Here is a 13,289-nt window from a genome sequence, read left to right as displayed (position 1 = left end):
TCACTTAAATGAAAATTGAATCCTTTAGAAAAGACGAATAAAAATTTATATCTTCAAGTCATTTAACTTTTAACCAATCAGTTCAAACACCCCGGCTGCTCCCATTCCGCCGCCGATGCACATGGTGACGATTCCGAATTGCTGGTTGCGGCGTTTCATTTCGTGGACGAGTGACAGGGTCAGTTTTGCACCTGTACAGCCAAGCGGGTGACCGAGTGCGATCGCTCCGCCGTTTACGTTCACTTTGTCTTCATCCAGTCCAAGCTGACGGATGACCTGGATCGACTGTGAAGCAAATGCTTCGTTCAGTTCGAATAATCCGATATCTGACAGCTCAAGACCTGCCATTTTCAGTGCGCGCGGAATCGCTTCGACAGGGCCGATCCCCATGATTTCAGGCGGCACTCCAGCTACAGCAAAGCTTCTGAATTTCGCCATCGGCTGAAGCCCGAGTCCATCTGCCTTTTCACGGTCCATCACCATGACGGCTGCTGCTCCGTCACTTGTTTGAGAGGAGTTTCCTGCTGTCACAGAGCCTTTTACATTGAATGCGGGACGCAATTTCGCAAGAACGTCTGAACTCGTTTCAGCACGAACTCCTTCGTCTTTAGAAAACTGGAATGTCTTTTCAATCAGTTTGTTCTCTGCATTTACCGAGCGCTGAACGACATCCACCGGTACGATTTCATCATCGAATTTACCTTCCGCAATCGCTTTTGCCGCTTTCTGGTGACTTCTCACTGCAAAAGCATCCTGGTCTTCACGGGAAACGCCGAATTTCTTCGCCACTTCTTCTGCCGTATGGCCCATGCTCATGTAATACTGAGGAGCCGTTTCAGCAAGTTTTGCGTTCGGGCGCACCACGTGACCCATCATCGGTACCAGGCTCATGGATTCCGCTCCGCCGGCGATTGCCGTATCAGAGTGCCCAAGCATGATTTTTTCTGCCGCATAAGCGATGGACTGTAAACCTGATGAGCAATATCGATTTATGGTGATCGCTGGTACGGAACTTGGAAGCCCGGCAAGGCCGCCGATGTTCCTTGCCATATTCAATCCCTGCTCGGCTTCCGGCATCGCACATCCGATAATCAAATCATCGATATTTCCTTCGTAGTTCCCCGCACGTTTCAATGTTTCTTTTACGACAAGGGCACCAAGGTCATCCGGTCTCACTCCTGCCAATGACCCTTTTCTTGATTTTCCGACTGGTGTTCTGGCACCAGCCACTATGACTGCTTCACGCATGATGTTCCCCCGCTTTCTGAATTGGTTTTATATGTTTAGTTGCGTAATGGCTTTCCTTTAACAAGCATGTGCTGCATTCGTTGCTGTGATTTCGGCTGAGCGATCAGGCTCAAGAATGCTTCTCTCTCAAGGTCCAATAAGTATTGTTCGTCAACTTCGGTTCCAAATGGCACTTTGCCTCCTGCAATCACGTAAGCCAATTTCTTCGCGATCAGGAGATCGTGTTCGGAAATGAAGCCTGATTGATACATCGATTGCGCTCCCAGTAAAAGAGTGCCATATCCCGTTTCCCCGACTACCGGTACCTTCCTGCGAATCGGCGCTTTGTAGCCACTTTCAAAGAGGGCCAGGGCAGCCTGTTTCGCATCATATAATAAGTGGTCGCCGTTTACGCTCACTCCATCAGCACGACTCAGGAAGTTGGTGTCTCTCGCTTCATCGCCTGACGTCGACACTTTTGCCATTGCGATCGTTTCAAATACTTTATTCGCTACCTTCTGAAGATCGAATTCCACTCCATTCGGAAGGTTTGCTAAGTGTTTCATATAAAGCTCTTTGTTTCCGCCTCCGCCCGGGATCAGGCCGACACCGACTTCTACAAGACCCATGTACGTTTCCATGCTTGCTTGAATATGTGCAGTCGGCAGACATACTTCGCTTCCTCCCCCGAGCGTCATGCCGAATGGCGCTGCGACTACCGGTTTAGAGGAGTACTTGATCTTCATCATGGCCTGCTGGAAGTGACGCACGACCATGTCGATTTCAAAAGCGTTATCATCCTGCGCTTCCATCAGGATCATGGCAAGGTTGGCCCCCACGCAGAAGTTCTTCGCCTGATTTCCGATGACAAGCCCTTTGAAGTTTTTCTCCACTTCATCTACAGCGAAGTTGATCATCTGGATGATGTCCAGGCCGATCGCGTTATTTGGAGAGTGGAACTCGAGTAGTGCCACACCGTCCCCTATATCAATGAGGCTCGCGCCTGAGTTTTTCTTGATCAGCTTTCCTTGCTTCTTCAGAAGCTTCAAGTCGATTACTTTCGGGTTACGCTCTACAAGCTTGTATTCTCCATGATGGTAGAAATACCGTTCGCCCTCTTCTTCTTTATAAAAATGAGTGTGTCCCGCTTCAAGCATTTCTTTAACCCACTGCGGTACGGTTATACCTTCTTCTTTCATTCGTGTGACGGACTTTTCAACTCCGATCGCATCCCACGTTTCAAATGGGCCGAGCTCCCATCCGAATCCCCATTTCATGGCACGGTCGATGGCAACGATGTCGTCCGCGATTTCACCGTGAAGTTCTGCGGAGTATGTCAGTACAGGAGATAGAATGTTCCATAGAAGGGAACCGGCTTTATCTTTCGCATAGATGAGTGACTTGATTTTATTCGGGAGTCCCTTTTCATTCTTGCTCATTTCAAGTGAAGCTGTTTTCAGCTTTTTACGAGGCTCATACTCAAGTGTTTCCGGATTCAATTCAAGGATCTCTTTGCCTTGCTTCAGGAAGAACCCTTGGCCGCTCTTGCTTCCGAGCCAGCCATTATCAAGCATCTTACGCATGAATGCCGGTACTTCGAATACCTTCTTCTCTTCGCCTTCCACCTGGTCGTAGACATTTTTCGCAACGTGGGCGAATGTATCAAGACCGACGACGTCAAGTGTTCTGAATGTCGCGCTTTTCGGTCTTCCGATTGCTGGACCCGTGATTGAATCGACCTCTCCGACGCTGTAGCCGCCTTTGAGCATTTCCTGCACGGTAACAAGCAGGCCGTATGTTCCGATTCTGTTCGCGATGAAGTTCGGAGTATCTTTTGCAAAGACAACGCCTTTCCCTAGTACATCTTCACCGAATGTTTTCATGAAGTCCACGACATCCCCATCCGTCTTCTTCGTCGGGATGACTTCAAGAAGCTTCAGGTAGCGGGGCGGATTGAAGAAATGAGTCCCCAGGAAGTTCTTCTGGAAATCCTCTGAGCGGCCTTCTGACATTGCCTCGATTGATATCCCAGATGTATTGGAACTGACGATGCTTCCTTGTTTACGGTATTTTTCCACCTGTTCGAAAACTTTCTTTTTAATTTCCAGATTTTCCACAACGACCTCGATGATCCAGTCGCATTCGCCAATTTTCTCCATATCGTCTTCAAAGTTACCAGCTGTAATCAGCGATAAATTCTGTTTAGAGGTTAAAGGTGCAGGTTTCTGTTTCAAAAGCTTTTTTAAAGCGTTTTCACTTAAGCGGTTACGAAATGCACTGCTCTCTTCTGTCAAACCCTTTGCTTTATCTTCGTCTGTTAATTCGCGTGGCACGATGTCTAATAACATTGTCGGAATACCGATGTTCGCTAAATGTGCTGCAATTCCCGATCCCATAACTCCTGATCCCAATACTGCAGCTTTCTGAATTCTGCGCGTCAATGTGTTCTCCCCCTTTGTTTGCATTGTGATGATAATTTCAATGGATAACCGGACCGGTTATGCAGTCCGGACAACTTTGAATGAACACTCATTCATTTTTTGGTCAAAAAAAAGACCCGAGTGAGTTTCTGTTATCTATAATATATCGGATTTTCTAAAATATCGCAATATTTAAACGTTTAAAAATGAAGGTTTTTACAAATTTTTTTGCTGGTTCTTCTTCTTACAATGTTTAAAAGCATAATCCCCTTGTATAGAGCCCAGAATTTTTAAGTCATAAACTGCGTCCATCCGGGCATTTTATGAATGGAGGTGTTTTTTCATGGCAAAACGCAAAAAAGATCCTTCAAGGGCAGGAGTCAGTGCTGCCAGTGTGAAAGGCAATGCCGGTCCGACTGTCGAAGAAGACGGCGGCGGTAAAGTAAACAGTCAAAACAACCAATTTAAAAAGCAATAAGGGATGATCACAGGCGCCTTTGCAGGCTCCTGTGATTGTTTTTGACCTATTTTAATGTTGAGTGAAGATTTTAAGAGGCGAATGGTGAGGAATTCGGCTGCCTGGACCAACTTCTTCCCCACCGGCTTTGGTTTATGCTGACTTTTTTCTTTTTATGCGTAAAAATATCATTTTATGCTGACTTTTTCAGTTATATGCTGACAAATTTTCATTTATGCTGACTTATTTCGATATACGCTGACTTAAGTAATATTTGGAAAAACATTCCCCTTCTGCAATCACACCTGTTCCCCCAAAGGCCCGTCCCTCGCTCCAATAAAGCACTAAAGTGCCCAACCCAGATAAAACGAATTAAATATGCTGAAATGCAAAAATTAACTTTGCTTCCCTGTACGTTATGAAGTAAACTAAGTGTATTGTGTTTGGTTGTCAGACCTCTTACTTCAACATCTTAGAGGTGTCCAGCCAACAGTCTTTTGATAACGTTTACAGATAAGGAGAGAAAATACGATGATGATTCGCAGATCAGTATTTTTCACTATAGGATTATTCATTTTGACGATGGGTGTTTCATTGATCATCAAATCGGGGCTTGGGGCTTCTGCGTGGGATGCACTTGCCGTGGGTGAGTCGAGAATGTTCGGCATCACGGTCGGTACGGCGGTATTCATTAACGGTATCGTGTTGATCATACTTAATGCGGTCATTATGAAAAAGCGTCCGGACGTACTTGCGACACTGACGATTTTTGTTATTGGATTGTTAATTGATTTCTGGCTCTTGATTGTGTTGGCTGACTTTGCTCCTGTGATGATGGTCAATCAGTTCATCGCCCTTGCAATCGGAATCATGACAGTTGGGATCGGTGTTTCCATTTACCTTCAGGCCAAATTCCCTGCAAGCCCAATGGACACGCTTATGGTGGCGATTCATACCCGTTTCGGTTTGAATCTTCGAAACTCGCGGATCCTCTCTGAAGGATTTGCATTGACACTTGCCTTCTTATTTAAAGGTGACATCGGGATCGGGACGATTCTTGTAACGGTTCTATTAGGATTCGTCGTACAGTATATGTATCCGATTTTTGAACAGTTGTTCGAGAAAAAATCGTTTTCTAAAGCAGCGCTTCCAACTGAATAGAAATTGACTCCTAAACGACCCTCCCATCCAGGAGTGGTCGTTTTTTCAAATCAGATGACGGGATAAACCAAGCCCAAAAATGATATGATGTTTCTATTATTCTATTTCATTATGAGGAGCGTTTGGTATGCTGCAGGTATTAAATAAGAAATTGGAGAAGCTTATGCCCTTCATTACACCCTCGGCTGTGCTGCTCGGTGTATTGTTTGCTCCCTATTTATCACCTTTGACGTTCATCGTGCCTTGGGTATTCGCATTTATGACTTTTTCCGGATCCTTGAGCTCGAATTTCCATTCCGTTAAGCGGGCGGTTCAATTCCCGCTCCCCCTTTTGACATCGCTCCTCATCCTTCATATCATCATGCCGCTTTGGGCGTTCGGGATGGGAAGCATCGTCTTTCCGGAGGATGGGCTGACAGTGACGGGATTACTGCTTGCGATGGTCATTCCGACCGGAATCACAAGCTTCGTATGGGTGACCATTTATAAGGGGAATATCGGTCTCGCCCTATCCATCATTCTCGTCGATACAATCCTTTCCCCCTTCATCGTGCCGGCAAGCCTGTCTATGATTGTCGGACAAAAGGTTGAAATGGACAGCTGGAGCATCATGAACGGTTTATTGTGGATGGTCGTGATTCCATCCATTATCGGAATGCTTTGTAATCACCTGACAAAAGGAAGTATCAAGGACACAGTCGGGAAACATTTATCCCCTTTTACAAAAATCGGAATCGGTGTGGTCGTTGCCATCAATAGTTCCGCTGTCGCTCCTTATTTAAAAGATATCAGTCTTAAACTGTTCCTGATTGCTTTCACCGTGCTGTTCATTGCCATCTCTGGTTTCGCGCTGGCATGGCTGCTTGGCAGCCTGCTTAAACAAACAAGGGATACCAAAGCAAGCCTGTTGTTCACCGGGGGAATGAGGAACATCAGTGCAGGGGCTGTCATCGCGGTTCAATATTTTCCCGCTGCCGTTGCGGTCCCAGTCGTGATCGGCATGCTCTTTCAGCAAGTGCTTGCTTCTTTCTTTGGCTTTCTTTTTCACCGATATGAGTTGAGAGTGAAAGCATAACCAATGTCGTTGATCCTCACATTAAAATGACCACACATAGCAGACAAATGTGTGGTCATTTTTTTTATTTTAAAAATCTGGTTTCGATTATGATCTGCTTTCTGATTGGCTGTCTGTGCCGGTTTCGGATTCTGTCTGATCTGGGTTGTTATGCTCTTTCAAATTAACATGTTGAGGGTCATCAAGCTTCATTCCATTTTCATGTGAAGATGTGCCGGATTCCTCAGGTTTCCTGTCCATGTTATGTTCATGGGGAACGGCGGCTTCTTCAGACTTCTTGCCGTTGCCGTCTCCCTCTCTGGTTTCCTGAGATTCTTTCTTGGCATTCAGCAGCTGGTTAATGTGTTTACGCTGGCTTTTATTCGCAAGTACATATAATGTATCTTCAGCCTTTATGACCGTATCCCCTGTCGGAGTGAGTAAATCATTCTTCCGGATGACTGCTGAAATCAACGTCTTTTCCGGAAGTTCGATTTCCTTGATTGCCTTTCCGGTGATATAGGCATCCTGATTGATATGAACTTCAATCATTTCGTTGTTTGTCTTTCCGATACTGACCAGCTCAAGCGTGTGAGCGAGCGGAGGTTTATCTTTTCCGGCAAGCTTCAAGAAATTAGCCAAAGGGGTAATCGTAGTCCCCTGTACAAGGGCGGATAATAGAACGACGAAGAAGACAACGTTAAAGATAATTTCGCTGTTTTCCAAATTTGCCACCATTGGAAACGTTGCCAGTACAATCGGCACCGCCCCTTTCAGTCCCGCCCACGAAATAAAGAATTTCTCCTTCACATTGTAGCTTTTATCAAAAGCAAGGCTGATATAAACACCTAAAGGTCTCGCAACGAAAATCAGGAGAACAGACAAAAGAACTCCCTGCAGTGCGATTCCGGGAAGGTGCTGCGGGAACACGAGCAGGCCCAGAAGGATGAACATGACGATCTGCAGCATCCAGGCGAAACCTTCATTGAATTTGATGATCGAATGGCGGTAGGTTAATTCCTGGTTTCCTACAATAATCGCCATGACATAAACGGCAAGCAGACCGCTGGCCTCGATGATCGATGTAAGGGCATATGTCAAAATAGCGAGTGAAACCGAAAGGACGGGATACAAACCGGAAGAGTCCAGGTTGATTTTGTTGATGATCCACACAGAAATCATTCCAAATAGGGCACCCAGAACAAGCCCCATCCCCATCTGCCAAAAGAAGGATAATACTAAATTGAATGGATTCAAATTAGGCATTTGAATCAACTGCAAAAAGGCTACAGTCAAAAAGATCGCCATCGGGTCGTTACTACCCGATTCTGCCTCGAGGGTGGATGAAATTCTTGATTTGATATTTTTGTTCCCCAAAACAGAAAATACGGCAGCAGCATCGGTCGAACCTACAATTGCGCCGAACAGCATCCCCTCAAGCCAGTTCAAGTCCAATATGAACTTAGCTGCAATGCCGATGGATAGAGTTGTGACCAGTACCCCGATTGTAGCCAGTGACAGGGCTGGTTTATAGACACTTTTTATATTGCTCCACTTCGTCTGGAGACCCCCTTCAAACAAGATGATGATCAGGGCGATGGTTCCTATAAATTGAGTGATATGAGCATTATCAAAGAAAAAGTAGGTATTTAAGATCATTCCTACTGCAATGAAGAGAATTAATGAAGGAACTCCCAATCGTGAGGAAAACTTGGCAAAAATGACACCAATAAGGAGCAGGAGGGCTAAAAGCATTGAAACATTTTCAATCGAAAAATCCATGTGATCGCCTCGAATTAAAGAATGATGATAAGAATAATTATACTATATTGTGAAAGTTGTAACAATTGATGTGCTTATTGAATTCAGCTTGTCCTAATGATTCACACCTATCTGGACCGACATCACTCAGCATTAACTATCCTTCATAAAAAACTTCACAGACATAATATCCGTGAAGTTTTCATCGATTATTTACTTTTCATAACGCCTTTTAAAACGAATGCCACGTTAGCCGGGCGCTCAGCCAGACGTCTCATGAAATAGCCGTACCAGTCCGTACCATACGGGACGTACACGCGCATTTTGTAGCCTTCCTTCACAAGTTCGTGCTGACGCTCTACACAAATGCCAAAGAGCATCTGAAATTCGAACTGATCACGCGGAATATTATGTTCTTCAGCAAGCTTCTTTGTATATTCAATGATGTTATCATCATGAGTGGCAATGGCCGTATAGTTTCCATTCAGCATATGCATCTTGATGATTTTCTTGAAGTTCTCATCTACATCTTTTTTATCAGGAAAGGCAACTTTAGGCGATTCTTTATAAGCCCCTTTCACAAGACGCAGATTCGGGGAATACGCATTTAACTCTTCCATATCCTTTTCTGTTCTATAAAGATAGGCTTGAATGACAGTACCGACGTTGTCATATTCTGATTTCAGTGTCTTAAAGATTTCGAGCGTCTTGCCGCAGCGTGAGTAATCCTCCATATCGATAGTCACAAAGACATCATGTTTCTTTGCTTCCTCGAGGATCATCCTCATATTCTTCGTCACGACATCCTCTTTAAGATCAAGTCCCATTGAGGTCATCTTGAGCGATAATTGAGATCTCAATTTCTCTCTGCCGATTGCACGGACAGCTTCCACACATTCAAGGGCCATTTCATTGGCTTCCTCTACGTTATCGACAAACTCACCTAAATAATCAATCGTTACCACAAGATTCTGTTTATTCAATTCACGAATGACTTCGACCGCTTGCTCGATTGATGAACCGGCAACAAATCTCGCCGCCCCGAAACGTAGGCCATATTTCTTAGCCAGTTTGGTGATTGGCTTGTTTTTAGAAAGGAATAAAAAGAAATTACGCATTGCTTGCTCCATGTTGCTACCTCCCTGATAAAAACATATATATCATACTATGAAAACGTTTTCTTATTTGATAAAAAGAAAAAGGTTTCGAGTAGTATTCTGTTTACCAACATTTTATCACCTATTAAACATTTTGAATATACTTTTGTTACTTTCTTAGTAGAATATTATCGAAATTTGTAAGCGGTGCATAACCTGCATGAAATTAGGCAGAATAACGTTTGTTAAAGCCTGAAAATTGTTTTATCCTGCATAAAGCACTTTAGGTCGATGGACCCATCATTTCACAAACATCAAGGAGGAATAAATGATGCAGCAACAACCTCAACAAGGTAATCAGCAGCAAGCATATACGCAGCCGCCGCAAATGTTAACGACAAAGGATTCACTCTACTTGAATGACATGCTGGCATGGAATTTGACTGCCATGAAAAAATGTCACTTTGCTGCCACTCAGTGCCAGGATCAGGAAATTAAAGCAGAACTCGATAAGTGCGGTCAAATGCATCAGCGCCATTACGAACAATTATTGACCCACTTGAACACGTCAAACCAAAACCAAGGCATGATGTAGAAAGGAGACGAATCGTATGAACCAGCAGAATCAAAACCAGCAGAAAATCCAGAACCCGCAGACACAAGTCCCATCCACTCCACAAATGAATGATCGCGATTTCATTACAGATGTCCTTTCGCATGAAAAATACATGACCGCTTCTTATTGCACAGCTCTTAATGAAGCAAGTCATCAGGCGCTGTATCAAGACTTATTGACAATCTTCAACGAAACGCAAAACGCCCAGCGCGAGCTGTATAATGAAATGTTCCGTAAAGGCTGGTACAAGCTTGAAGCTGAAGACAGCCAAAAAATCCAGCAGTCCTATCAACAGCATCAACAGTATTCTTCCCAGTTTCCATACGGGAGTGCGAGCGGAGGACAGCTTCAGTAGTTTTGTTTAAGCGACCTCCTTTTCGGGGGTCGCTTTTTGAATAGGGCAAAATGACCGGGACGGGCTCGATTTATACCCCGACCGGAACAACACTCTATCACCAGCTCCTGCCTCATACCAAGGGGCTGAATCCACAAAAAAAAGCACCCATCCCCGGGTACTTTCAACATCTATCAGCCAAAAACCGTCTATTCATCCTTCTTCTTCCGGTTCACTTCATCCCGGTGAGCCTCATTCAATACTTTAATCTCACCGACGATTTTCTTCATTTCTTCTTTCCCGTCAGGATAAAGTGAGTTCCAATGTTTCACGAGTGCCGGCATGTTTTTGGCAATGAACGTGTAGAGTGCATATTGGCTCACCATTTCTTTTTTCTCAGGAGAAGACTCTCCAATGAGCAGCTCGGTGTATTTATCCAGCAGCGCGTCAAATTGTTTCGGAAATTCGCTCATGAATCAGAACCTCCAGTTTATAGTATATTCTCTAGTAAGCCATCCGCTTTACCTTGCAAGTCTGCGGACAGCTCTTACAGCGAAATTGCTCGCCATTCTCTAATCGATAGGAAAAACAGCATGTCTTCCGCACGCGGATTTTATCCTCAAGACCTTCGACACGAACTTTTTCAGTATAATATCTGTTCAGGGGATTGTTATGATACGCGCCGAACCAATGACTGTTATCATTGCTTAATAACTGGGCAAAATCATGGTCTCTTCTCTCAAACGCATACTCATCCGTAGTCAACGCGTCACTTTCATAGATCCAGAATAGATAGACAGCAATATTTTCCCACAGGATAAGATTTGAAAGCTTAACGGAGCGTTTCATCACTCCGATGAATGGATCAAGGTGTTCACTGAACAGGGAACGGATAAACTCTTCTTTTTCAGACCAGGACGTAAATTCTTGTACGCTCGAATCCTTCAAGCAGATTTGCGGCAGCCACAAACCCTTATCGTTCACGTGATCAACGAGCAAAAGATTTTCCGGTGAAACGTTCAGTTTCTTGTTCCAAAAAGTCATCGCCAGCATCCCCAGTGCTGCCACAAACGCATAACGCTTCATAAAAAGGGACCCGGCTGTCTTTAGATCATCCGCTCCCATCACTGAGAAGCGGTCTTCCAAATATCGGACCATTTCACCATCCTCTAAAAGCAGACTGGCCTCGGTTCCATCTGAATCCGACGGATCCCACTTTTGAAAGCGGTACTGATTCAAGAGTGCCCATTGTTCATCCGTTAAGGAAGCAATCTTCATACCGGTTCACCTATCTGCTTGAGTATGCATCTGCCTTTTCCGAACGGAATACAAAGCGGGGTGCCGAATAACGGATCGCTCGTTACCTGACAGTCCATGTCAAAGACATTTTTCACCAACTCACAGCTTATGATCGTCTCGGGTTTTCCCTGCGAATAGATTTTCTGATCGCGGATGGCCACAATATTGTGGGCGTAGCGGCAGGCAAGGTTCAAGTCATGCAGTACCATGACGATCGTCCGGTCTTCTTTCTCGTTTAATTCAAACAATAAATCAAGAATTTCGATTTGATGAGTCATATCCAAATAAGTAGTGGGCTCATCCAAAAGAATAATATCCGTATCCTGTGCAAGGGTGAGTGCGATCCAGGCACGCTGGCGCTGTCCGCCTGATAATTCATCGACTTTGCGATGCTGCAGTTCTTCCATTTTGGTTGCCTTGAGAGCGTTCTGGACGATTTCTTCATCTTCATGCGACCATTGTTTCAGCCACGTTTGATGGGGATATCTCCCCTGTTTTACCAACTGCAGGACGGTCAGTCCTTCAGGAGCTGTCGGCGACTGAGGAAGAATGGCCATTTTACGCGCGACTTCTTTTGTCGACAACTTGGCAATGGCATCACCTTCTAAAAGAACAGACCCCTGCTTCGGCTTCAATAACCGTGCGATGGAACGCAGCAGCGTTGATTTTCCGCATCCGTTTCCACCAATGAATACGGTGATTTCCCCTTTTGGAATTTCAATATTCAGTTCATCGATGATCGTTCTTTCACCATAAGCCAGGGTCAAGTCTTTTGTTTGCAGCATGCTCATATTGAGGCCAACTCCTTAAGAATTTCTCGTTTTAAATAGCAGATAGATAAAATATGGTGCACCGATCGCAGCGGTAAATACACCGGCAGGAACTTCCAGAGGCAGGAATAGCGTACGGCCGATCAAATCAGCGAGCATCACTAGGATTCCCCCGATGAAGGCAGACGCCGGAAGCAATGCCCCATACGAAGACCCTACCATTCTTCTTGCCATATGAGGAGCCATCAAGCCGACAAAGCCGATGCCGCCGGCAAAGGAAACGGCACCGCCTACCAAAACCGTCGCCATCAGAAGAAGAAAGAACCTCTGCCGTTGAACATGTCCTCCCACTCCCTTGGCAAGCTCCTCCCCAAGTTCCTGGATATTCAATTGACGTGTGATGAAAAAGCTTATAAGAATGAACACGATACTCCATGGCAAGAGGATTCCTACATCCTGCCAATCAGATCCATTCACTGTTCCGGTAATCCAGATATTTGCCTGGCTCGCCCTGTAAATAGGACCCATGATCATCAGAAGTGTAGTCACCGCCTGCGTCAAGGCCGATATCCCGATACCGATCAAGACAAGCCTGACAGGGGATACTCCTTTTTTCCATGCAAGAAAATAAACCAAAAATGCGACAACTGCTGCACCTATGAACGCCGCCACAGGCATCCATTGAATACTGACCGGCAGCGTACCATCTTCATTGCTGAATATCGTCAAAAAGGCAACAACCGCTGCTCCCGCACCGCCGGTGATTCCGATGATATCAGGGGAAGCAAGCGGATTTCTGATCATCCCCTGTAAAATGCCGCCAGCTACTGCCAGTGCCATCCCTGCAAGGAGGGCGATGATGATACGCGGGAGCCGGAACGTTTTCACGACCAGCTGTTCAAGACCGGTACCCCCACCAAAAAAGACACTTACTACATTCCAAGGGGCAATCTTCATATCCCCTATTCCTGTACTGACAATTAACACAAGCAGCACTAAAACTCCCAGTACTGTCACTTTTTTCAGTGCTGATAAATCTATTAAAAAAGATATTTGATCTTTAAACCATCGTTTTCCTATGAATCTATTCATT

13 protein-coding genes are annotated in these 13,289 nt (G+C 45.0%); 5 read left to right on the top strand and 8 right to left on the bottom strand.

Translation table 11 applies throughout. The features are described 5' to 3' along the window. Positions 1-69: 69 nt before the first annotated feature. On the bottom strand, positions 70-1,248 hold the full coding sequence (locus HWX64_RS15530) for an acetyl-CoA C-acetyltransferase (protein ID WP_175990432.1): 1,179 nt from the start codon (positions 1,246-1,248) through the stop codon (positions 70-72). A gap of 35 nt (positions 1,249-1,283) precedes the next feature. Beyond that, the gene (locus tag HWX64_RS15525; RefSeq protein ID WP_175990431.1) at positions 1,284-3,692 is read right to left on the bottom strand and encodes a 3-hydroxyacyl-CoA dehydrogenase/enoyl-CoA hydratase family protein; all 2,409 of its coding nucleotides are present in this window, start codon (positions 3,690-3,692) and stop codon (positions 1,284-1,286) included. Positions 3,693-3,990: 298 nt separating this feature from the next. Between HWX64_RS15525 and HWX64_RS15520 the strand changes: the two genes are divergently transcribed. From HWX64_RS15520 to HWX64_RS15510, 3 genes are all read left to right on the top strand, one after another. Then, positions 3,991-4,125: a YuzL family protein gene (locus HWX64_RS15520; protein ID WP_175990430.1), complete on the top strand. Its 135-nt coding sequence runs from the start codon at positions 3,991-3,993 to the stop codon at positions 4,123-4,125. Positions 4,126-4,635: 510 nt separating this feature from the next. After that, complete coding sequence (locus HWX64_RS15515) at positions 4,636-5,265, top strand: YitT family protein (protein WP_254871167.1); 630 nt, start codon at positions 4,636-4,638, stop codon at positions 5,263-5,265. Positions 5,266-5,392: 127 nt separating this feature from the next. Further along, positions 5,393-6,340 (top strand): bile acid:sodium symporter family protein, encoded by a 948-nt coding sequence (locus HWX64_RS15510; RefSeq protein ID WP_175990429.1) that lies wholly within the window; start codon positions 5,393-5,395, stop codon positions 6,338-6,340. 87 nt (positions 6,341-6,427) lie between these two features. Here the strand turns inward: HWX64_RS15510 and HWX64_RS15505 are convergent, their stop codons facing one another. Together HWX64_RS15505 and HWX64_RS15500 are read right to left on the bottom strand one after the other, a co-directional pair. Beyond that, positions 6,428-8,101, bottom strand: a complete 1,674-nt coding sequence (locus HWX64_RS15505) for a potassium/proton antiporter (protein ID WP_175990428.1) — start codon at positions 8,099-8,101, stop codon at positions 6,428-6,430. Between the two features lie 188 nt (positions 8,102-8,289). Next, positions 8,290-9,210, bottom strand: coding sequence for a proline dehydrogenase family protein (locus tag HWX64_RS15500; RefSeq protein ID WP_175990427.1), 921 nt, complete (start codon positions 9,208-9,210; stop codon positions 8,290-8,292). Positions 9,211-9,508: 298 nt separating this feature from the next. Between HWX64_RS15500 and HWX64_RS15495 the strand changes: the two genes are divergently transcribed. Next, the gene (locus HWX64_RS15495; protein ID WP_175990755.1) at positions 9,509-9,772 is read left to right on the top strand and encodes a hypothetical protein; all 264 of its coding nucleotides are present in this window, start codon (positions 9,509-9,511) and stop codon (positions 9,770-9,772) included. Positions 9,773-9,788: 16 nt separating this feature from the next. After that, positions 9,789-10,148: a spore coat protein gene (locus HWX64_RS15490; protein ID WP_175990426.1), complete on the top strand. Its 360-nt coding sequence runs from the start codon at positions 9,789-9,791 to the stop codon at positions 10,146-10,148. 188 nt (positions 10,149-10,336) lie between these two features. On the opposite strand, the gene HWX64_RS15485 is transcribed toward HWX64_RS15490, so the two are convergent. Genes HWX64_RS15485 through HWX64_RS15470 form a run of 4 tightly spaced genes read right to left on the bottom strand, consistent with a single transcriptional unit; the run spans position 10,337 to position 13,288 of the window. Further along, the gene (locus HWX64_RS15485; protein ID WP_175990425.1) at positions 10,337-10,600 is read right to left on the bottom strand and encodes a DUF2573 family protein; all 264 of its coding nucleotides are present in this window, start codon (positions 10,598-10,600) and stop codon (positions 10,337-10,339) included. A gap of 31 nt (positions 10,601-10,631) precedes the next feature. Next, on the bottom strand, positions 10,632-11,405 hold the full coding sequence (locus tag HWX64_RS15480; RefSeq protein WP_175990754.1) for an IucA/IucC family C-terminal-domain containing protein: 774 nt from the start codon (positions 11,403-11,405) through the stop codon (positions 10,632-10,634). Then, positions 11,402-12,217 (bottom strand): ABC transporter ATP-binding protein, encoded by an 816-nt coding sequence (locus HWX64_RS15475; protein WP_175990424.1) that lies wholly within the window; start codon positions 12,215-12,217, stop codon positions 11,402-11,404. Before HWX64_RS15475 ends, HWX64_RS15480 begins: the two co-directional genes overlap by 4 nt. A 15-nt stretch (positions 12,218-12,232) precedes the next feature. After that, entirely contained in the window at positions 12,233-13,288 is a 1,056-nt protein-coding gene (locus tag HWX64_RS15470; RefSeq protein WP_175990423.1) for an iron ABC transporter permease, read from the bottom strand. Between the last annotated feature and the right edge of the window lies 1 nt (position 13,289).

The organism is Bacillus sp. Marseille-Q1617 (assembly GCF_903645295.1).
Classification (GTDB): Bacteria; Bacillota; Bacilli; order Bacillales; family Bacillaceae_B; genus Rossellomorea.
This window is presented reverse-complemented; position numbering and strand designations above follow the sequence as displayed.

Bases quoted from the DNA above. Each gene is read 5' to 3' on its own strand.
- HWX64_RS15510 (WP_175990429.1), top strand. From the start codon at position 5,393: ATGCTGCAGGTATTAAATAAGAAATTGGAGAAGCTTATGCCCTTCATT.
- HWX64_RS15520 (WP_175990430.1), top strand. From the start codon at position 3,991: ATGGCAAAACGCAAAAAAGATCCTTCAAGGGCAGGAGTCAGTGCTGCC.
- HWX64_RS15500 (WP_175990427.1), bottom strand. From the start codon at position 9,210: ATGGAGCAAGCAATGCGTAATTTCTTTTTATTCCTTTCTAAAAACAAG.
- HWX64_RS15495 (WP_175990755.1), top strand. From the start codon at position 9,509: ATGCAGCAACAACCTCAACAAGGTAATCAGCAGCAAGCATATACGCAG.
- HWX64_RS15515 (WP_254871167.1), top strand. From the start codon at position 4,636: ATGATGATTCGCAGATCAGTATTTTTCACTATAGGATTATTCATTTTG.
- HWX64_RS15490 (WP_175990426.1), top strand. From the start codon at position 9,789: ATGAACCAGCAGAATCAAAACCAGCAGAAAATCCAGAACCCGCAGACA.
- HWX64_RS15485 (WP_175990425.1), bottom strand. From the start codon at position 10,600: ATGAGCGAATTTCCGAAACAATTTGACGCGCTGCTGGATAAATACACC.
- HWX64_RS15525 (WP_175990431.1), bottom strand. From the start codon at position 3,692: ATGCAAACAAAGGGGGAGAACACATTGACGCGCAGAATTCAGAAAGCT.
- HWX64_RS15470 (WP_175990423.1), bottom strand. From the start codon at position 13,288: ATGAATAGATTCATAGGAAAACGATGGTTTAAAGATCAAATATCTTTT.
- HWX64_RS15480 (WP_175990754.1), bottom strand. From the start codon at position 11,405: ATGAAGATTGCTTCCTTAACGGATGAACAATGGGCACTCTTGAATCAG.
- HWX64_RS15505 (WP_175990428.1), bottom strand. From the start codon at position 8,101: ATGGATTTTTCGATTGAAAATGTTTCAATGCTTTTAGCCCTCCTGCTC.
- HWX64_RS15530 (WP_175990432.1), bottom strand. From the start codon at position 1,248: ATGCGTGAAGCAGTCATAGTGGCTGGTGCCAGAACACCAGTCGGAAAA.
- HWX64_RS15475 (WP_175990424.1), bottom strand. From the start codon at position 12,217: ATGAGCATGCTGCAAACAAAAGACTTGACCCTGGCTTATGGTGAAAGA.